Raw genomic sequence first — 20,711 nt, 5'->3', positions numbered from 1 at the left:
TCTCAAGGTTATTTTTTAAAATTCAAAGCAAAGATAACTTAAGTTTCCTAATTGATAGTTTCTATATATAACTCTAGGAGTTAATGCAAAGCTACTGCCTAAAGCTATAAATAGAGGGACAAGATGTTCAGCCGTTGGAACTGCTAAATTAGCATGTGGAGCATATTTTCTATAGTTACTAAGAGCATTTATATCTTTGTTTTCTATTTTTTCAATCAACCAATCATCAAACTCTTTGGCCCAAGAATCAATAGTATTGCTATCAAAATCAACTAATCTTAGATTATGAACTGAATTTCCACTTCCAAGAACTAAAATATCTTCATTAGCAAGTTCTTTAATAGCATCACCTATTTTAATTTGATGCTCAATAGGCAGAGTATAATTTATAGAAACTTGAACAACAGGTATATTAGCTTTTGGATAAAGATGTTGCAGAAGAGTCCAAGTACCGTGATCTAGGCCCCTTGTTAAATCAGTCTTTACATCAATATCTGATTTAATAAATTTATTTTGAATTTTTGCTGCAATAGCACTAGAACCTTTTGCAGGATATTTAATTTTATAAAGTTCTTCTGGAAATCCATAAAAATCATACATAGTATTATATATAGAATCAGAGGCAGAAATAGTAAGTGTTTCAGTTGTCCAATGAGCTGTAAATACAACTATAGCTCTTGGTTTAATAGAGTTTCCAAGGCTGTTTAAAAAATTAGTATATTCGCTTTCCTCAATTGCCATCATAGGTGAACCATGAGCTAAAAATAAAGGTTTAATCATATATAAACACCTCCAAAAAATTTTTTCTTTATTCTTTGTCTAAACTATAAAATTATTTTGTTCATTGATTAAATTTTTTGTCATATTATTTAAAGTTGTTGCAGTTGTTGCTACTTCATTAGATAGATTGTACATTTCATCAGCAGAAGCGGATATTTCTTCTGATGAAGCAGATATTTCCTGAGCTATAGCTGATGTACTTTCTATTTTATTTAAAATATCTTCTTTTTCATTATCTATTTCTATAGCTGCAACATTTACAGCTTGTACTTTTGGAATCACAGTTTTAATAACATCAACTATATTTTCAAATGAGTTTATAGTTTCATTTATAACGTTAATCTGATTACTAAGATTTGTGTTCATATTAATTGTATCTTCTGTTATTACATTGGTATCACTAGATATATCAGATATTAATTTACTAATATTTTTGGATGAAGCTTTTGTTTGCTCAGCTAAAGCTTTTACTTCATTAGCTACCACTATAAAACCCTTACCAGCTTCACCAGCATTTGCTGCTTCAATAGATGCATTTAATGCTAATAAATTAGTTTGATCCGCTATTGAATTAATCATTTCTACTATGTTATTTACTTCTTTTACATTACTTCTAAAAGTAGTAATTTTATTAGATAAAGTTTTGAAGGATAAGCTTATGCTGCTTACTGCATTCATTAATAATTTCATGCTTGAACTGCTATTATTTGCAAGTTCGTTCATTGCTATTGTATTCTTATCTATATCCTTGATGTTCATTACTATATCCTCAAGTTTACTACTGAAGTTGTTTAAGATTGTTGTGATTTGTAATAGATTGTTAGCTTGAGAGTTAATTCCAATTGTTACTTCCTGCATTGAATTTGCTATATTATTAGAAGATAAAACCATGTTTTGAGATATAGTTGATAAATTGCTTGAGTTTTCATCTATTATTAAAGAACTATCCTTAGATATTTTAATCATCGATCCAATTGAGCTTTGCATTGTATTCATAGAGTTAGCCATATCGCCAATCTCATCTTTGAAGTGTAAATATTTTTCATTTATCCTATTAGTAAAATTTCCGGTAGCCAATATATTTAAAGAGTTTGAAGCATATCGGATTCTTGTAGATAGTTTATGGGAAATAATATAAATTACTAGAATTCCAATAATCATAAATAATATAGAAGTAAGTGCTATTGAGAACTTTAGAGAATCCAGTTCTGATAAAAGTTCAGATTTCTCTAAAATAACAACTACAGACCATGTTTCTTTTTCAATTGGAGCAAATCCTCCATAAGATTCTTTTCCACCAAAAGTATATAAACTTAGTCCAGTTTCACCAGCTATCATCTTTTTTTGCATATCAGCGATACCTTTTAGACTAGGATCTTTTTCGGCTTCATTGATAGAATTATATTGATTTAATGGCATACTTGGATCTTTATAAGCAATACTATTACTTTGACTGTTAATCATATAGGCACTTCCAGTTTTACCAAAAGAAATCTTCTTAATAATATCACTAAGTTCCATTCCATTTCTAACGGATACTAATACACCTATAATTGAGCCATTATTTTTTATTGGTACTGAATATTCCATTGTCATTGCAGTTTTGTCAGCATTAACTTCAGGATCATTAATAAAATTTTCGCCAGATATGGATTTTTTAAAATAAGTAGTGTTCTTTATATTATCTTGTTGCCCAGTGGTATATGTAATATTTCCATTGACATCAGCATATCCCATCTTTATACTACCATTTCTTTTTACTTCAGCCTTTAAAATAGTCATTAATTTATCAGGATCATTATTTGTTACTGAAACAACATTAGCAGTCGCTTCCATTGAATTTAATTGATTATCTAAATTAGCTTGAACTGTATTTGAAGCTTGAATAGCTATTTCAGGTAAAGTCTTTGTAATATTTGATATTAAAGCATCAGATGCATTAATATAAGAAATAATTCCAAATCCAGTACTTACTACTAAGAGTAATATACCTATCAGAACAATTAATTTTGATTTTATAGTTTTTATTAACATTATTAAGTCAGCTCCTTAACCGTTATTAACTTTTTTTTTTATTGTGTCTTATATTCATTTAAATCCCTGATTTTTATAATCAAGTTCTGAGCTTTTAATAGCGATTGAGATAACTCGGATACTTCTTCATTTGAAAGAACATTAAATCTTTCTAAAAAAGCTTCTTCTTCAGCTGAAGCGACAGATAAAATTATATTTAATGACTTATTTGATAGTGAAATATAAACAATTCTTTTGTCTTTTTCATCTTTGTTTTTTATTAAATAACCAAGATTATATAAAGTATTAATACTTCTGCTTGTATTGGGTACAGATATATTTAATTTTTTGCTTATTCTTGATGCTGTAGTAGTACCTTCAAAATGAATAAAATTTAATATCTTTGAAAAAAGAGGGGTGATTTCTATATTAGTTAGGTCGGGAATAAGGTCTATAAATTCAACATTAAATAAACTATAAAAATTAACCATATTTAATATTAAATCTCGATTATCTTTTTTATTCATATAAAATCTCCTATAATAATTATTATTATCTAAAAAAAATTATAACAAAATACTTATCAAATGACAACTATTTTTACTAATTGTATTTTCATTGTTGCAAAAGAGACTGAAGGGATAGTAAGTTGTGACAAAATAAAAGCTTAAATATTTTACAATATAAAGCTGAGATTATCTTACAATAAGAAAATCTCAGCTTTAATCATTTTTTATTATTTATAATTAACAAGAACTCCTTGGTAAGGGATGCTCACTATTTTACCAGTGATATCTATGGTAGCCGTTGTGCCATCAATAAGATTTTGATTATTTAATAAATTCAATCCAACTGTGTATAATGTTTTTGCAATAAAATATGGATCTTCCACAACGGTTCCAGTCATAACTCCATTTTTTATTAATTCTCGAGCTTTTTCTATTCCATCGAAGCCGATTACTTTGACATCCTGCATATTATTTTCAAGATTCAAACCATATTTTTGTAAAGCGCTGATAGCACCAATAGCCATAGCATCATCGTTAGCAATAATAAGTTCAATTTTATTTCCATACTTTAAAAGTAAACTGCTAATTGTGGTATTTGCTTCCTCTTCGCTCCAATTACAAATTTTTGTTGCAAGTTCTTCAGTTTTAATGTTATTACTTTGTATCTCCAATAAAGAGTATTTTGTTCTCTCAAGTGCATATATATTAGTTGGAGTTCCTTCTAACATAATATATTGTATTATGTTATCATTGTTTTTATCTATTTTATCTTTATCATTCTTCCATTCATCAACAACAATACTTCCTTGTAAAATACCTCCTTCAGCAGGATCTGGCCTAATAGAGCAAGCCTTACTATAAGACATAGTAGCAGGTATGTCAACATTACCCCAAAACATTGCCGGAATATTGCTTTGTTTAATCTTTTCAACGGCATACTTTGTATATTTGGAATCAACCATATCCAATACTATAAGATCTATATTTTTTTCAGCAAGTATTGAGTTAAGCTGCATATTTTGTATATTTTGATCTCCTTTTCCATTATAAAAAGTATAATTCACAGTGCCAGGATTTTCTTGTTCAATTTTTTCTAGACTATCTTTTACCAAAGAAGTTATAGAGATGTTGTAATTTCCTATTAACACACTGATTTTAACTGGCTGATTACTATTTTTCAATACTGGGCTACTTAAATTTTTATTATAACTTTGTAGTAGCATTGTAGATAATAGTATTAAAAAAGTAATAAATGAGGAAATTTTTTTTATGGATTTCATTTTGTACTCCTAAATAAAGTTTAGTTTTTTATTAGAATAAAAATATTATATTATGCTCTCATATATTGGTGAATTCATCTCTATAAAAGAAATCACCATATATCTCCATTAATTTTAGTATGTACTTTTATATTAGGTTTATACTTGAGAAATGAATCACATATAAATATGTACATATATCATTATATAAAGGTGATAAAAGCTTATATAGATAGTAATAAAAGATGATTGCGTAATTGATTAAATCTTAAAAATATTACTTTTAATTTAATCATATAATAATTAAATGTGATTTTAATAGATTTGGTTATTTAAATTAGAATAATATAATTTATTGGAAAACATATAGAAATTATAAATAAATTAAAGATATAATAGAAGGGATAAACATTAATATAACATATTAAGATAAATTGGGAAGTATCAATAGCGTATATAGTATTTGGAACTATAAGGGGGATTTTTAACATGCATTCTAGGACGAAAGCAAAGATAAGTGAAGAAAAATTACTACAAATGATTGAAGTAGCTGGTATTAAGGACTTGCTTAAAATTCAGGAGTTAACAGGTGGAGAATTTAATGTTGCATACATGATTTATACTAAAGCTGGCAAATATATACTAAAAATTGGACCAAGCGAAGGAACAATAACACTTACACATGAGAAAGGAATCATGAATGTTGAACTTTGGGCATATGAACAGATTAGAAAGTATACTAATATAAAAATACCTCAAATAATACATAGCGGTCATGAAATAATCGGCAATCACTGGTTTATCATGACTGAGCTTCAAGGAAAATTACTATGTGATGTAAATTTGATTGAAGAGCAGATGTATAACTGGCAATACCAGTTTGGTCAAGCACTTGCGCAAATACATAACATCAAAAACGAGAAATTTGGGTATACCCAGGTACGTTTGCATGATACTTGGAAAGATGCTTATTATGATATGATATTTACCCTTATAGAAGATGCAGATAAGCAAGGAAATATACTACCAGAACTTTCCGAAATACTTCGTTTTATAAGAAAATGGGAAGGAGCCCTTGAGGAAGTAAAGGTACCAAGACTTATCCATTATGACCTATTCGACAATAATGTATTTATTGACGAAAATCTGAATTTTGCTGGTCTTATTGATACGGAAAGATCTTTCTTTGGGGATTACTATGCTGACTTTTTTGCAATCGATTATCTTGGTTACCTTAAAGATAATAAAGGGTTAATAGATGGATATAATTCTCAAGCAGAAGAAAAAATCGAATTTACTCCTCACGCAAGAGCAAGGTTAGCCCTTTCACGTCTTCTACTTGGGCTTATTATGTTTACAGAGGGAACCACAAGACTTGCACTTTCTGATCCACAGCACTGGGAAAGAAAACATTTAGCATCGGTTATAATTAACTTTGCTTTACATGAACTTGACTAAATGAAGAGAGTTTAGATGGGCAAAGTTATCTATTTATAAATAAAAATACTTAACTAGAAACATGTGTAAATAGACTAGTTACAAAGCTATAATTTTGCAACTAGTCTATTTATTAAAGATATTAATTATTAATTAGAGAATTCTTGAGATCCCATATATTTACCGTTTCCGAAGATTACACCTATACCAACTTTATTATATGAAGAATTCATCATATTAGCTCTATGACCTGGTGAATTCCACCATTGATTAAATAACTCAACTGGATCACTAGTATTGTATGCAATATTTTCTCCTGTTGTAGTATATTTGTATCCTATATCTTGTAACCAGTTTGTCCACTTAGTTCCATCTGGATTTGTGTGGTCAAAGAAGTTATTTTGTATCATGTCATTACTCTTATATCTTGCTACTTGTACTAATGTATTGTCCATAGTAAGAGGCTGAAGACCAGCTTCTGTTCTTTTTGCGTTCATTAATTCAAGAATTTTTTGCTCAGCAGAAGCTTGTACACTTATTGAATAATTTGTTGGGAGCTTAGGTAACCCCTGTATATCAACTGAACTTGTACTAGTAGATGCATTAGTAGTGTTTTTGCTACTTTCTACGTTAGTTGTGCTTCCTGTGCCTGCAGTTGTTCCATTAGTGTTAGTTGAAGTACTTACTGTTGAAGTTTTATTATTATCTTTAACTACATTATTATTTGAATCAAAAACCTTATCAACAACTGGAGTTGTGTTTCCAGTAATATCTCCATCTGAATTAGTTGTATATTCTTTGTTATTTACTACAACTTTCCCAGTTTCCATCATTCCTAATTGATTTAAACAATAAGTTTTATTGTTTACTTTAATAACACCTGTTTGCATTTTTCCAGCATTATCAAAGTAATGCCATCTGCCATGATTCATAACCCAGCCTTTATTTAAATGATTATGTGTAGCTGTATTGTACTTATTGTTTGCATTTGAATCAAGAGTTGCTGCAGATACTCCTAATGATGAGAAACTACCAATTGTTGTAGCTGCAATAACTGCTGTTACCATTTTTCTTAAAGAATTTTTCATCATAAGTTTTTCTCCTTCTTATATGTTTTATTTGCCTGCTTGAATTAAATATAAGCAATAAACATTTATTAATGTTTGCCGCGTTCAAGTGAGGTCATGTGTCTATACTAACATTTTAACGACAATATTCAACAAAGGTTTTTCTTATTTAAGTCTTTTAAATGAAATGGGCGCAAAATCTCTTGAGTATGTTCCTTTATAGTCCTTTATGCACTATGATATTATTAAACTCCTTGCGGTGCAAAGGGTAGGCCCCAATAATATTTAGAAATTATCAGCTTCAATTATTCTATTTCAATCATTCTACATAGATATATACTGCAATAAATATATAAACTTCCAAAACATGAAAAAGAATGGATGTGATAAAAAGCATAATAAATAGAATAAGGAAATTGACAATAATTTACCAAAATGATATTATTACTTTATAAAAGGATTTATTGTAAAATGCAGTATAATCTTATGAAAGGGGAAATGTATTATGAAGGCAAGTGTAAAGGTGATTGCTTACTAAAACTAAATATGGGCAAAATGCAATTTTAGGGGGAACTACACCCTTTATTTGTGATGCATTTTTGCAGCTATAATTAACCTTTCATAAATATACACTGACTACTCAGGATAATTTAAATGAATTCAAAGGAAAATAAAATTCTATTTGAATAATTTTAATATAAATCCCGCAGATAGCAGCCGTTTTTGAGGTTGATATCTGCGGGATTTTTCTGCCCATTTTTAGAGACATTAAGCAATCACTTGAAAGGAGAGATGTGATATGAAAGTTATAAAATACGAGAATAATAAATATTTAATTGAGGCACATTTAAAGAATTACTAGGATTGATGTGATTATCTGTTATTTTCTTTCATGTGCCTAAAGTATGGAGGAAAACGATGAATAATATAAAAGAATATGGATTTAGTGAATTTTTTGAGAATCAAATAAGTAAATTTAATATAACTTCAACAGATTTAATACCAGCAAGGGTAATTGAAGTTCAGAAAGAGCAATATAAGATTGTAACAGAATATGGTGAAAATGATGCAAAGTTAAAGGGATCTTTATTTTATAATGATAAGATATATAATGAATATCCAACTGTCGGAGATTATGTTTTAGCAAAGCATAATCCTATGGGGGAAGATATAATATATTATGTCTTTGAGAGAAAAAGTAAATTTTCAAGACTTGACTCTTATAATAAAGTGGAGCAGATTGTAGCTGCTAATTTTGACTATGTATTTATAATGCTTTCTCTAAACAATGACTTTAATATAAAGCGAACAGAAAGGTATTTAACTGCTGCATGGCAAAGCGGAGCTTCACCAGTTATAATAATGACTAAGCTTGACTTATGTGATGATTATGATTCTTATAGGGAAAAAGTTTCTGAAATAGCTCCTTTTGTTCCTATAATCGGAGTGAGTTCCGTTACAGGAGAAGGCTTTGAGGAGTTAGAGGCATATGTACAGGAAGCAAAAACTATTGTATTTTTAGGATCTTCTGGTATTGGTAAATCCTCACTTGTTAATGCTCTTTGTGGTGAAAAAATCATGAAAGTAAATACTATTCGTGAAGATGATAGTAAAGGGCGTCATACAACAACTCATAGACAGCTTATTACACTTAAAAACCATGCTATGGTTATAGATACCCCAGGTATGCGCGAACTTGGAATGTGGGATGTATCAGAAGGATTGGATGTAGCATTTGAAGATATTGAGGATCTATCTAAAAAGTGTAAATTTAATGACTGCAGCCATGAGAAAGAGCCAGGATGTGCTGTAAAAGCTGCTTTAGAAAGTGGGGAGCTGTCAATAAAGAGATGGAATAACTATTTAAAACTCAAGAAAGAATCGGAATTTGCTAAATATAAAGAAAGTGCGAGTGTACGTTTAAGAAAAAAAGCTTTATGGAAAAATGTTTCTAAATTTCAAAAGGAATTAAAAAAGAAATATTAGCTTATTTATTCAGCTTAAGATTGTTAAAGTTACAGAGATGATTGTAGAAACAGAAAATAGAATATGAAAGTTTTAAAGATGAAAAACAAAATAACAATATAAATTAAATAAGCTGAGGTTTTCTTATACTTAGAAAATCTCAGCTTTAATAAATACCACGTCTTACACAAACCTTCTGACGTTATGGTTTACTGTAAATATGTTTCATTATTTCTTAAATCAAATTTTTCGATTTTTTCTGGTCCTCTTAATATTTTTCTTTTTATATGAAGACCACCATCTGAATCTGTTCTGATTCTCCATTCAATAAGCATTATATTTCCATCTACAATTTCAATGCCCTGTATTCCACTTGCCCTAACACATGATCCGTCATTAAAATAAGGCAACTCTGCGACTTTTGGAAAATGGGGTCTATGGGTATGTCCGCAGATGATCATAATTTTTTTCATTTTAATCCAATTACTATAAATACGTTCGATTTTATGAATCTTCTCAGAACTTTTTACAGGGCTTGCAGGATTTATAAAGCCTACTGAGTGAAGAAATTTCCAAAAATATCTTACTGTAAGCATATTAAAATGCCACAACTTATCATTCATTCTGTCTCCTTGGTGGCCATGAACAGTTAGTATTTCCTGTCCTGTATTTCTATGCTTAAACACTACTGCCTCATATGGCGTAATCCCGGGAAACAACTCTATGTCTTCTTCGTTATATTCATCGTAGAATTTATAATAATTCTTTTCTACAAAATTGCTGCATTTTAAGTGTATATTGTGATTACCATATAAAACAATTAATCTACCTAAATCAAAGAACTTTTTTAATAGAGCATATACCTCATCATGAGCCAGTCTTATATGTTTAAAATTAGAGTGTTCCCAAAGTTCATCTCCATCGCCAACCTCCACATAAGTATATCCATTATTAAAATAGAATTCTAATGCGAATAAAAAGATATTTTGATTTTTTGCAAATTCGTCAGATGGTGTACCATCTCCTCTGTGGCAATCACTGAAAAATATATATTTAGAATTGTTATCAAAATATTCAATTTTAGCATTATTATAAGCTTCTGTTAATCTCTTTTCTGCGAGCTTCTTTTCCGATATCATAGTACACCTCTTTTTATAACACTTAAAATTAATATGATTATATGTAGTTAATCTACCCTTTTAAATAAGAATATATGTTAATGGATTTCATTTTTGAGTTAATTCATTAAAGACTACCATCTCGGAGGTCCATGAATTATGTTGTTGATTTTAACCACTACATTTTTATCGTCGTTAAAAATATTGTATTTTAAAGGGGAGTTATAAAACAATTATAAGTATCTTTAATATTAGTTAAATTCTGTTTATGAACAATTTAGGTTAGAATTATATAAACTGGAAATATTATTGACAAGGCTGATTTTTTTGCATACAATATAACTATAATACCGATAGAAATAGTAGGAAATAAAGATGGCATTGTAGAACTTTAGTGCTGTCTTTTTTTGAAATTTAGGATTAGTAAAGTAAATGCAATGAAATAATGTATTAATATTAAACAAGTTGGGGGGCTGATAGTATGTCTATACTACTAAAGGATGTTATAAATTTGGAGTCATTCAAAAATATGAGATTGGTAGGGGGGAGAAGTGGATTAGATAAGACTGTAAATTGGATATATGTTGCTGAGTGTTTTGAAAACCCACTTGAGAGTTTGAATTGGATTTATGGAGGAGAAATTGTATTTATTACAGGAAGATCTATAAAGGGAGATATAAATTTATTAAGTAGACTGATAGAAGGTTTTAATGAGAAAAATATAGCAGGATTAATAATTAATATAGGGCCTTATATTAAGCAGATACCAAAAAAAATAATCGATTTGGTAAATAGTCTAAATCTTCCGCTATTTGAGCTTCCGTGGGAAATCAGAATAACAGAGGCAACTAAAGATATTTATACAGCCATTGCAATGAAACGGCTTCAAGAAGATTCGAGCGTTAACTTTTTTCACCAGCTGCTATTTGGGGATGAAAAATTAGGGGGTAATTTAATAGATAAAGCAGCTTATTTTGGATATAATTTATCTGGAGAATACAGAGTATATATTATAGATATAGATAATTTTCAAAAATATATTAAAGATAATAATATAGATGATGAAAGTATAATTTTTGAAGTTAAAACTAAACTGAAAAAAATAATTCGGGATACTTTGTATAATCATAGTATTGAAGTACCAATAGTAGATAAAAATGATTCTGTAATTTTTATCTATAAATTGAATAAAAATAAAATAAAAGTATTAGATGAAGCTTTAGATAAAATAAAAAAGTTAGTCAGTAATCAAATAGGTGGAATGACAGTAAGTATTGGTGTCGGTGATTGTTATAATGATCTAAATATGATAAAAGATTCATTAAAAGAAGCTCAATTAGCATTAAAGAAAATCACAATAGACGGATTAAAGGATTGTATTTTAGAATATAAAAACATAGGTGTTTATCAAATGCTTTTTTCTTTAGAAGATACCAGAAATTTAAACAAGTATTATGAAGATAAATTAAGACCTATCATAGAATATGATAATATAAACAATTCAAAATTAATTGAAACTTTAGAAGTATACTTAGATGAAAATTGTAATAATACAAGCACTTCAGAAAGATTATTCTTACATAGAAATAGTCTTAGATATAGGATTAATAAAATTGAAGAATTGTTAGATGTTGATTTACGTAAGTTAAATCAATGTATTGATATAAAATTGGCAATTGATGCAAAGAAAATTATAAGCAATAAGGAGAATTAATTGAAATTAAAAACATAGTATTTAGATAGGGATTGTACATTATATACAAAAATGATTGTGCTCTTTGTCTATATTAATATATATAAATGTGTATTATAGTAATATAAAACCTACTAAGGATATAAAATTACTGTAGAAAGAGGGGGCCATAATGCAAAACAATAATATCTTATCACCACAAGAAGAAAGACTTATTAGAGAAATAAATAGTAATATAGTCGATTTTAAATCAAGTAATAGAGTTAATAATATCTTAAATACATTTAAGGGGACAAGACCTAAAATTGATATTGAAAGAGGATTATATTTCACTCAATCATTTAAGGAAACTGAGGGAGAGCCGTTAATATTAAGATGGTCTAAAGCATTATTGCATTATGCTAAAAACGCAACAATATACATTGATGATAATGAGATAATTGTTGGAAGAGGCGGGAAAGAAGGTCGTTATGGATTATTATATCCAGAGCTTGATGGCGATTTCTTAGATGAGGCAATTGAGCAGTTACCCAAAAGGGAAACTTCGCCTTTTGATATTTCAAAAGAGGATGCAGAAATTGTTATAAATGAAATTTCACCATATTGGAAGGGGAAAACTTTTCATGAAGATTTAGCAAATGCATTAAATCCTGAAACTTTTAAGTTGACTTACAATAATGATGAAAGTCTTACTTCAAGGTTTATAGTTAATGAAACTGCATCATTTCGTTCATCTATTCAATGGGTACATGATTATGAGATAGTTTTAAATATTGGATTTAATGGAATTAAAAAAGAGGCAGAAGAAAAGTTAGCAGAACTTGATGAATTTAGTCCAGTTAATAATACAGAAAAAATACCATTTTTAAAGGCAATTATTAATGTGGCTGATGCAATAACATTATGGGCAAAACGTCATGGAGATTTAGCAGCAGAACTATATGAAAAGGAAGATGATTCTGAAAGAAAAGAGGAATTAAAGTTAATTGCAGATACTTGTTATCATGTTCCGGCAAATCCTCCAAGAAGTTTTCATGAAGCTGTTCAAGCTCAATGGTTTACGCAAATGTTTTCGAGAATAGAACAAAAGACAGGGACTATTATTTCTAATGGAAGAATGGATCAATATTTATATCCATACTATAAAGCTGATATTGAAAAAGGAATTTTAACTGATGAAAAAGCAGTTGAATTATTAGAATATGTCTGGGTAAATATTGCACAATTTGTAGATCTTTATTTATCAACAACTGGTGGTGCTTTTAATGAGGGATATGCTCATTGGGAAGCAGTTACAATTGGAGGACAAACTCCAAATGGACAAGATGCAGTTAATGATTTGACTTATCTTTTCTTAGAATCAAAGAGAAATTTTCCTCTTAACTATCCAGATTTAGCAGCTAGAATACATGCTCGTAGTCCTAAAAGATATTTGTATGAAGTTGCAGAAACTATTAAGGATGGATCGGGATTTCCTAAACTTATAAATGATGAAGAAGTTGTACCTCTTCTACTTGCAAAAGGAGCCACATTTGAAGAAGCATATGATTATAGTGTTTCAGGTTGTGCTGAATGCCGTATGCCTAACAGAGACACTTACACAAGTCCATGTGCATATATAAATTTTGCAGCAGCAATTGAAATGACTATTTATAATGGTAAAATGCAAAAATATGGTAATGAAGTAATAGGTATTAAAACTGGTGAGTTAACAAACTTTAAAACTTTTGAGGAATTTTTTGATGCATACCTTGTTCAACAGAAGAATTTCTTAAAACATGCGTTTATACAACAACATGAAATTATAAGACTTAGAAAAAATCATTTTGCATCACCGCTAGGATCTGCGCTGCACAAATTATGTAGAGAAAATTTTAAAGATATTCATGAACCGAATATTGATGGTGGTATAGATTTAGGATATTTTGAATTTATTGGCTATGGTACAGTTATTGATTCATTGGCAGCAATTAAGAAAAATGTTTTTGAGGATAAGAAGATAACATTAGAAGAGCTAAGAGAAGCTTTAGAGCATAACTATGAGGGATATGAAGCAATTAGACAATTGATGATTAATGGTCCAAGCTATGGTAATAACGATGAATATGCTGATTCTATTGCAAAGAGACTTGATTTAGAAGCACTTAAATTTACTGAAAAATATTCTAAGGAATTAGGTGTAAATCTTGATTTAAGATATGTACCATTTACATCACATGTACCTTTCGGCAAAGTTGTTAGTGCAACTCCTAATGGTAGATTTGCATATACACCGCTTGCAGATGGATCATCACCTTCGCATGGCGCTGATATAAATGGACCAACAGCAGTTTTACTTTCTAATTTTGCAAGTAAAAATTATAACCATAAAGAAAGAGCTGCAAGACTTTTAAATGTTAAGCTTAGTCCAGCATGTGTTAAAGGTGACGTAGGGACAGAAAAACTTATCTCATTTATTAGAACATGGTGTGATTTAAAACTATGGCACCTGCAATTTAATATTATTAATAGAGATACATTAATTGCAGCAAAGAAAAATCCTGAGCAATATAAAAGTTTACTTGTACGTGTAGCTGGATATAGTGCATACTTTACTGAATTATCTGAGGATTTACAAAATGATATTATAAACAGAACAGAGCATGAGGCTATATAAATGAGTGATCAGGCTTATGTTTTCAACATTCAGCATTATTCTTTGCATGATGGACCAGGAATTAGAACAAATGTATTTTTAAAGGGATGCCCGCTTCAATGTAAATGGTGCAGCAATCCAGAATCACAAAAGCCTGAGGCAGAAATTTTTTATGATAACAATAAATGTATAGGCAGCAAGGAATGTAGCAGCTGCACTAATAGCTGCATAAATAATGCAATTAGCTTTGATAGTGATAATAAAGCAGTAATTAATAGAGATAAATGTACCAATTGCTTAAAATGCAGTAGTGATTGTCCAACAGGAGCAATCACTACGCAGGGAACACTAAAAACAATAAAGGAAATATTAGATATTGTTGAGAAGGATAGTGTTTTTTACACTCACTGCGAAGGGGGCGTCACTATAAGTGGTGGAGAACCTCTTATGCAGGGCGAATTTACAATTAATCTATTGAAGCAGGCTAAAAAAAGAAGAATAAATACAGCAATTGAAACCTGTGGTTATGCAGATTATGAAATATTAAAGGCATGTGCAGAAAGTTTAGATACAATTTTATTTGACATAAAAAGTTTAAATGATGAAAAACATAAAAAATTTACAGGAGTCAGCAATAAGTTGATTTTGGAAAATTTCAATAAACTGTGTATTGATTTTCCAAACCTAAAGAAAATTGTTAGAACTCCTGTTATACCAACATTTAATGATAATGAAGAAGAGATAAAGGAAATAGTAGCATTTTTAAAAAATAAACCTAATGTTAACTATGAGCTATTGCCATATCATAAATTTGGTGAGGGAAAATATAAATCACTTGGAAAAGAATACTTAATGGGTGATTTAAAGCTTGATGAAAGATTTTTTGAATTTATTAATGGTTATATAAAGTCGAAGTATTAAAAGATGAATCCAATTGGAAATTAAATTTACTGTAGAATAAGAAGTTGCAAAACAGGGGGAGTTTTAACTATGAAAAAATCTATAAAAAATATTATGGCGTTAGGATTAAGTACACTAATATTCGCGGGGTTATTTGCAGGGTGCCAAAATAGCGATACAAAAAAAACAACGGATGCAGAAAAATCAAATGTAGTACTTAGAATTGGAGCACAGCCTTATCCACTTTATTCATCTATATATGTTGCAAAAAAATTAGGGTATTTAGATGAAGAGCTTAAAAAAGTAGGTGCAACTTATGAATGGACAGATTTTAAGTCAGGTCCACTTGTAAATGAAGCAGTTGCAGCAGGAAGTGAGGATATTGGATTCATGGCAGATATGCCTGCTATTTTAGCAAAATCTTCAGGTCAGGATATTGAGATTATTGGAAATGTTGCTTATGGAGAAAAAGCATTGGCAGTTCTTGTAGGTGCTGATTCTAACATTACAAATCCTAGTCAGTTAAGGGGCAAAAAGGTCGCTTACGTAAAAGGATCTTATGCACAGCATTTATTAGCACTTGTTTTGAAAAATGCAGGATTAACTTTTGATGATATTGAATCTGTGAATCTTGCAGCAGGAGATATGCCAGCAGCACTCGAGGGGAAACAAATTGATGCCGCAGTTTTATGGGAACAATTTGTATCAAAATTAACAACTGAAGGTAGAGCTAAGGTTATAGTTGATGGTACAGGGATAAAAAAAGGGAATATGGTAACTTATTCAACAAAGGAATTTGCAGAAAAAAATCCCCAAGTAATTGAAGCATATATAAAAGCAGGTCAAAGAGCATCAGAATATATAAAAACAAATCCCAAAGAAGCTGCTGAAGCAATAGCTGGGGATTTTGGAGTTACTCCAGAGTTAATGGTTAAGATTTTTAATAATTTAACATTTACTCAAGCATTAACAAAAGATGATATTCAAGAAATTAAGACAGTAGAAAAATATATTTTAGACCAAAAAATAATTTCAAATGAAGTAAATGTGGATGAATTTATTAATACTAAGTTTTTAGAAGAAGCTAGTATTACAAAATAATTGAATGTTATATAAGAGAGTGGGTGATGTATTATGAATAAATCTAAAAAAGTTAAAAATAATGTTTTATTTTTAGTTTTATATTTAGCTTTACCAGTAATAATTCTACTAATTTGGAAAGCAGCAGATATTGGTGGGTATATAAAACCATATACAATGCCAGCTCCTGAAAAAGTATTGAAAACAGCTGGAGATATTTTAAAAGATGGTACATTGATTAAGCATATAGTAGCAAGTTTTTTAAGGGTACTTGAAGGCTTTCTTATTGCTTTAATACTTGCCTTGACTTTGGGGATCGGAGTAGGATTATCAAAAAAATTAGAAATATTTACAGATATAACAGTACAAATTATTAAACCAATTCCACCTATCGCGTGGATTCCATTAGCAATTCTCTGGTTTGGTATAGGTGAATTTTCTAAAATATTTATTATTGTACTCGGTGCATTTTTTCCTATTTTGCTTAATGTAGTTGATGGGATAAAAAATATTGATGATAAGTATTTAGAACTTGGTAGAGTTTATGAGGTCCCAAAGGCTAAGTTTATTCGTGGCGTGATATTACCAGGGGCATTACCATCTATTATGACTGGTGTTCGTCTAGGACTTGGTAATGCATGGGTTTGTGTTGTTGCGGCCGAAATGATTGCAGCTACTAAAGGTGTTGGATATATGCTTACAGATGGTAGAAACATGTCAAGACCTGACTTAGTTATTTTAGGAATGCTAATAATTGGGATTGTAGGTAAGCTTATGGATGATGTATTAAAGAAGATATCTATAAGAATTACCAAGTGGAATTAAGAGGTGAGGTAAAATTTATGGAAAGTATAATAGAAATTTCTAAGTTAAGCAAGCGATATGAAAGTAAAGGTAGTTATGTGGATGCATTACTCGATATTGATCTTGAAGTTAAAGAAGGAGAATGTTTATCTATTATAGGGAGTAGTGGATGTGGCAAAAGTACATTACTTAAAATTATTGCAGGATTAGAAACAGAATATGAAGGAACTATTACTTTTGACGGAAAACCAATTGAGGGGCCATCAAGAGAAAAAGGAGTTATATTTCAAGATCATAGGTTACTTCCATGGATGACAGTAGCAGAAAATATACGTTTTAGTTTACCTGATAATGAAAAGGACTCGGAGGATTTGATTAAAGAAAATATCGAATTAGTTGGTTTAAATGGATTTGAAAATGCCTATCCCAAACAACTATCTGGTGGTATGGCACAAAGAGTTTCAATTGCTAGAGCTTTAGCAAATCGTCCTAAGATACTATTATTAGATGAACCGTTTGGAGCGCTGGATGCAATTACAAGAATAAACATGCAAGAAGAAATGCTTAGAATATGGGAAAAAGAAAAAATAACAATGATTATTGTCACACATGATATAGATGAAGCGATATATTTAGGAAATAGAGTTATAGTTATGTCAAGTAGACCTGGTAGAATTAGAAAAATTGAAGAGACTAATTTAGGGAATCCAAGATTAAGAACAAGTGCATTATTTAATGTACAAAAAGAAAAAATTTATAAAGAATTTTTCAAAGAAGAGAAGGTTCCATTTTTATATAATATTTAATTTATTTGATATATGGTTCAAATAAAAAATAAGTAATTTCATAACTTTGAGAAAACTAATTATTTTTTTAGAATAAAACCTATAAAACATATATGTAAAATAGAAAAAATGCTCATCAAATAATGCTAAAAAAGAAAAATAAATTTGAACTTATTAATGAGATTTAATTTTGAAAGGAAATGAATAATATGAGTAATTTAAATGGCAGCCAAGTCGTTGAATTAGATAAGAAGTATAATCAACATCCATGGTTAAAAGGCAATATAAATCCAATTGCAGTTGAAAAAGCAGATGGGATATATTTTTGGGATTATGATGGAAAAAAATATTTTGATATGTCTTCTCAACTAGTTAATGTTAATTTAGGTTATGGCAATAAAGCTATTATTAAAGCAATTCAAGAACAAGTTGAAAAACTACCTTATATTGCTCCAGCTTATGCAGCAGCACCAAAATCTGAATTAGCAGCAAAATTAATTGAAATAGCTCCTAAAAATATGAGTAAGGTATTTTTTACTTGTGGAGGATCTGATGCCAATGAAGCTGCAATAAATATGGCAAGAACAGTTACTGGAAGGAGTAAAATATTTTCAAGATATCGCAGTTATCATGGATCAACTTTAGGTTCTGGAAATTTATCGGGTGATGTAAGACGATTTGCACTTGAAAATCCAGCAGCTAATGGATTTGTTAAGTTTTTTGACCCTTATGTCTATCATGAAAATATTAAATTTGAAAATGATGCAGAGGCTTCTAAATATTATATTGACAAATTAAGAGAACAATTACTTTATGAAGGACCTGCAAACGTAGCAGCTATAATCGTTGAAACAATAACTGGAGCCAATGGTGTAATTATTCCGCCAGATGGTTATCTGCAAGGGGTGCGTAAACTTTGTGATGAATATGGAATGTTAATGATTTGCGATGAGGTAATGGCTGGGTTTGGCAGAACAGGGAAAATGTTTGCCTTTGAAAATTGGGACATTGAACCGGATATTATATCTTTTGCAAAGGGTGTTACTTGTGGTTATGTTCAATTAGGTGGAGTAATTGTAAATGACAAAATAGCTAAATATTATGAAGAAAATGTTTTTCTATATGGTTTGACTTATAGCGGACATCCACTTGCGTGTGCAGCCGGTGTAGCTTGTGTTAATTACTATTATGAAGCTAATATACTTGAAAATGTAAACAAAGTAGGTAAAGTACTAGGAGAAATCTTAGAAGAACTTAAAGTTAAACATAAATGCATAGGTGATGTTAGATATATTGGATTATTTTCAGCAGTTGAATTAGTTAAGGATAAAGTAACAAAAGAGCCGCTTATACCTTACGGAACTGATGAAAAAAACATTAGAGGAAAGATTATCAGCTTACTAAATGAAAGAGGTTTTGCAACTTTTGGCCGTGAAAATAATATAAACATCTGCCCTCCATTAATTATAACTGAAGAGGAATTAAGAGAAGCAATGAAGATTTTTGACGATGTATTAACTATTGTTGATAATAAGTTTCTCTAGGGTATAGATATGTGGGAATATGAACAACCAGTAAATATTATTTTCGGAAATGGCAGCATTAATAAGCTTGGAAAAATTATTGAAGATAATGGATATAAAAGGGGCTTATTAGTTACTAGTAAATTTTTTTACAAAAGTGGATTTGCAGAAAAATTAAAAGAGGATAGTCAAAATGAAATAATTGATATTTTTAGTGAGGTTGAACCTAACCCAACAATTATAAATATTGATAATTGTGCAGGGATCATTAGAAATAATAATATAGGTTTTATTGTAGCATTAGGCGGTGGAAGCGTTATTGATTGTGCAAAGGCAAGTGGAGCAGTTTCATTGACTAATGATTCAATTAAAAAATATCATGGTACAAATTTAAGCTTGCCAAATAAGAGTATTCCGATTATAGCAATTCCAACAACTTCTGGAACTGGAAGTGAGGTTACTTGTGTAAGTGTAGTAACTGATAAGGAATTAGGTAAAAAAACACCTATTGTTTCCAAGAGCTTTTATCCGAAACTTGCACTTATTGATCCAGAGCTAACCTATTCACTACCAGATAATATTACTGCAAGCACAGGTATTGATGTTTTATGCCACGCTGTAGAGGGATATTGGAGTAAGGGACATCAGCCTATATGTGATGCACTCGCAGTTCATTCTGCTAGATTGGTATTTGATTATTTAGAAAGAGCTTATCTAAATCCAAGGGATGGTGTTGCTAAAGAAAAATTAGCAGAAGCATCTATTATAGCGGGATTATCATTCACATTACCAAAGACTACATCATCTCATGCATGTTCCTTTTTGTTAACTAGTAAATATAATATACCCCATGGTGAAGCTTGTGGATTAACACTAGATTATTTTACTAGATTTAATGGAGAAAAGGACGAAAGAGTTAACGAATTCTCAAGATTATTAGGTTTCAAAGATGCAAATGAAATGGCTGATAATATTTATAGATTAAAAAAGAATATAGGGCTATTAGTTGATTTAAAGCATTTGAAATTAACAGATAATGATATATTGGAATTGGTTGAAAAAAGTAAGAATGCGAATTTAATGAATAATCCAATTGATATAAGTGATGACGTACTTTTAAAAATGTATACAACCTTTAAATAG

General features: G+C 29.8%; 16 protein-coding genes. 10 read left to right on the top strand and 6 right to left on the bottom strand.

From position 1 onward, the window contains the following. Nucleotides 1–15 precede the first annotated feature (15 nt). The 4 genes from CLCHR_RS16680 to CLCHR_RS16665 form a co-directional block, all read right to left on the bottom strand. Nucleotides 16–780, bottom strand: coding sequence for a DODA-type extradiol aromatic ring-opening family dioxygenase (locus CLCHR_RS16680; RefSeq protein WP_079440957.1), 765 nt, complete (start codon nt 778–780; stop codon nt 16–18). Nucleotides 781–819: 39 nt separating this feature from the next. Beyond that, nucleotides 820–2,814: a methyl-accepting chemotaxis protein gene (locus tag CLCHR_RS16675; RefSeq protein ID WP_079440956.1), complete on the bottom strand. Its 1,995-nt coding sequence runs from the start codon at nt 2,812–2,814 to the stop codon at nt 820–822. A gap of 38 nt (nt 2,815–2,852) precedes the next feature. Further along, nucleotides 2,853–3,320: a MarR family winged helix-turn-helix transcriptional regulator gene (locus CLCHR_RS16670; protein WP_079440955.1), complete on the bottom strand. Its 468-nt coding sequence runs from the start codon at nt 3,318–3,320 to the stop codon at nt 2,853–2,855. 209 nt (nt 3,321–3,529) lie between these two features. Then, entirely contained in the window at nt 3,530–4,582 is a 1,053-nt protein-coding gene (locus tag CLCHR_RS16665; protein WP_079440954.1) for a galactose ABC transporter substrate-binding protein, read from the bottom strand. A 468-nt stretch (nt 4,583–5,050) separates the two neighbouring features. Here CLCHR_RS16665 and CLCHR_RS16660 point away from each other — a divergent pair, with 468 nt between their 5' ends. Beyond that, nucleotides 5,051–6,019, top strand: coding sequence for a phosphotransferase family protein (locus CLCHR_RS16660; RefSeq protein WP_079440953.1), 969 nt, complete (start codon nt 5,051–5,053; stop codon nt 6,017–6,019). A 128-nt stretch (nt 6,020–6,147) separates the two neighbouring features. On the opposite strand, the gene CLCHR_RS16655 is transcribed toward CLCHR_RS16660, so the two are convergent. Beyond that, on the bottom strand, nt 6,148–7,089 hold the full coding sequence (locus CLCHR_RS16655; RefSeq protein WP_079440952.1) for a CAP domain-containing protein: 942 nt from the start codon (nt 7,087–7,089) through the stop codon (nt 6,148–6,150). Nucleotides 7,090–7,983: 894 nt separating this feature from the next. Here CLCHR_RS16655 and rsgA point away from each other — a divergent pair. Further along, nucleotides 7,984–9,051, top strand: a complete 1,068-nt coding sequence (gene rsgA, locus CLCHR_RS16650) for a ribosome small subunit-dependent GTPase A (protein WP_079440951.1) — start codon at nt 7,984–7,986, stop codon at nt 9,049–9,051. Between the two features lie 188 nt (nt 9,052–9,239). On the opposite strand, the gene CLCHR_RS16645 is transcribed toward rsgA, so the two are convergent. Continuing rightward, complete coding sequence (locus tag CLCHR_RS16645) at nt 9,240–10,169, bottom strand: metallophosphoesterase (protein WP_079440950.1); 930 nt, start codon at nt 10,167–10,169, stop codon at nt 9,240–9,242. 460 nt (nt 10,170–10,629) lie between these two features. On the opposite strand from CLCHR_RS16645, the gene CLCHR_RS16640 reads away from it, so the two are divergent. The 8 genes from CLCHR_RS16640 (at nt 10,630) to CLCHR_RS16605 (ending at nt 20,711) form a co-directional block, all read left to right on the top strand. After that, the gene (locus CLCHR_RS16640) at nt 10,630–11,862 is read left to right on the top strand and encodes a PucR family transcriptional regulator (RefSeq protein ID WP_079440949.1); all 1,233 of its coding nucleotides are present in this window, start codon (nt 10,630–10,632) and stop codon (nt 11,860–11,862) included. A gap of 151 nt (nt 11,863–12,013) precedes the next feature. Further along, nucleotides 12,014–14,497, top strand: a complete 2,484-nt coding sequence (hpsG, locus tag CLCHR_RS16635; RefSeq protein WP_079440948.1) for a (2S)-3-sulfopropanediol dehydratase — start codon at nt 12,014–12,016, stop codon at nt 14,495–14,497. After that, a complete protein-coding gene (gene hpsH, locus CLCHR_RS16630) occupies nt 14,498–15,397 on the top strand; it encodes a (2S)-3-sulfopropanediol dehydratase activating enzyme (RefSeq protein ID WP_079440947.1) in 900 nt (299 codons plus the stop codon). Between the two features lie 69 nt (nt 15,398–15,466). After that, nucleotides 15,467–16,477: an aliphatic sulfonate ABC transporter substrate-binding protein gene (locus CLCHR_RS16625; protein ID WP_079440946.1), complete on the top strand. Its 1,011-nt coding sequence runs from the start codon at nt 15,467–15,469 to the stop codon at nt 16,475–16,477. Nucleotides 16,478–16,510: 33 nt separating this feature from the next. Then, nucleotides 16,511–17,281 (top strand): ABC transporter permease, encoded by a 771-nt coding sequence (locus tag CLCHR_RS16620; RefSeq protein WP_079440945.1) that lies wholly within the window; start codon nt 16,511–16,513, stop codon nt 17,279–17,281. Nucleotides 17,282–17,298: 17 nt separating this feature from the next. After that, nucleotides 17,299–18,066 (top strand): ABC transporter ATP-binding protein, encoded by a 768-nt coding sequence (locus CLCHR_RS16615; protein ID WP_079440944.1) that lies wholly within the window; start codon nt 17,299–17,301, stop codon nt 18,064–18,066. A gap of 188 nt (nt 18,067–18,254) precedes the next feature. Next, nucleotides 18,255–19,589, top strand: coding sequence for an aminotransferase class III-fold pyridoxal phosphate-dependent enzyme (locus CLCHR_RS16610; protein WP_079440943.1), 1,335 nt, complete (start codon nt 18,255–18,257; stop codon nt 19,587–19,589). A 9-nt stretch (nt 19,590–19,598) separates the two neighbouring features. Then, nucleotides 19,599–20,711: an iron-containing alcohol dehydrogenase family protein gene (locus CLCHR_RS16605; RefSeq protein WP_079440942.1), complete on the top strand. Its 1,113-nt coding sequence runs from the start codon at nt 19,599–19,601 to the stop codon at nt 20,709–20,711.

The sequence above is a fragment of the Clostridium chromiireducens genome, assembly GCF_002029255.1.
GTDB classification, from domain to species: Bacteria; Bacillota; Clostridia; order Clostridiales; family Clostridiaceae; genus Clostridium; species Clostridium chromiireducens.
This window is presented reverse-complemented; position numbering and strand designations above follow the sequence as displayed.

What these genes read in the sequence shown, in the direction of transcription:
- hpsG (WP_079440948.1), top strand. Translation starts at nt 12,014, where the DNA reads ATGCAAAACAATAATATCTTATCACCACAAGAAGAAAGACTTATTAGA.
- CLCHR_RS16665 (WP_079440954.1), bottom strand. Translation starts at nt 4,582, where the DNA reads ATGAAATCCATAAAAAAAATTTCCTCATTTATTACTTTTTTAATACTA.
- hpsH (WP_079440947.1), top strand. Translation starts at nt 14,498, where the DNA reads ATGAGTGATCAGGCTTATGTTTTCAACATTCAGCATTATTCTTTGCAT.
- CLCHR_RS16615 (WP_079440944.1), top strand. Translation starts at nt 17,299, where the DNA reads ATGGAAAGTATAATAGAAATTTCTAAGTTAAGCAAGCGATATGAAAGT.
- CLCHR_RS16605 (WP_079440942.1), top strand. Translation starts at nt 19,599, where the DNA reads ATGTGGGAATATGAACAACCAGTAAATATTATTTTCGGAAATGGCAGC.
- CLCHR_RS16680 (WP_079440957.1), bottom strand. Translation starts at nt 780, where the DNA reads ATGATTAAACCTTTATTTTTAGCTCATGGTTCACCTATGATGGCAATT.
- CLCHR_RS16645 (WP_079440950.1), bottom strand. Translation starts at nt 10,169, where the DNA reads ATGATATCGGAAAAGAAGCTCGCAGAAAAGAGATTAACAGAAGCTTAT.
- CLCHR_RS16655 (WP_079440952.1), bottom strand. Translation starts at nt 7,089, where the DNA reads ATGATGAAAAATTCTTTAAGAAAAATGGTAACAGCAGTTATTGCAGCT.
- rsgA (WP_079440951.1), top strand. Translation starts at nt 7,984, where the DNA reads ATGAATAATATAAAAGAATATGGATTTAGTGAATTTTTTGAGAATCAA.
- CLCHR_RS16675 (WP_079440956.1), bottom strand. Translation starts at nt 2,814, where the DNA reads ATGTTAATAAAAACTATAAAATCAAAATTAATTGTTCTGATAGGTATA.
- CLCHR_RS16640 (WP_079440949.1), top strand. Translation starts at nt 10,630, where the DNA reads ATGTCTATACTACTAAAGGATGTTATAAATTTGGAGTCATTCAAAAAT.
- CLCHR_RS16660 (WP_079440953.1), top strand. Translation starts at nt 5,051, where the DNA reads ATGCATTCTAGGACGAAAGCAAAGATAAGTGAAGAAAAATTACTACAA.
- CLCHR_RS16620 (WP_079440945.1), top strand. Translation starts at nt 16,511, where the DNA reads ATGAATAAATCTAAAAAAGTTAAAAATAATGTTTTATTTTTAGTTTTA.
- CLCHR_RS16610 (WP_079440943.1), top strand. Translation starts at nt 18,255, where the DNA reads ATGAGTAATTTAAATGGCAGCCAAGTCGTTGAATTAGATAAGAAGTAT.
- CLCHR_RS16625 (WP_079440946.1), top strand. Translation starts at nt 15,467, where the DNA reads ATGAAAAAATCTATAAAAAATATTATGGCGTTAGGATTAAGTACACTA.
- CLCHR_RS16670 (WP_079440955.1), bottom strand. Translation starts at nt 3,320, where the DNA reads ATGAATAAAAAAGATAATCGAGATTTAATATTAAATATGGTTAATTTT.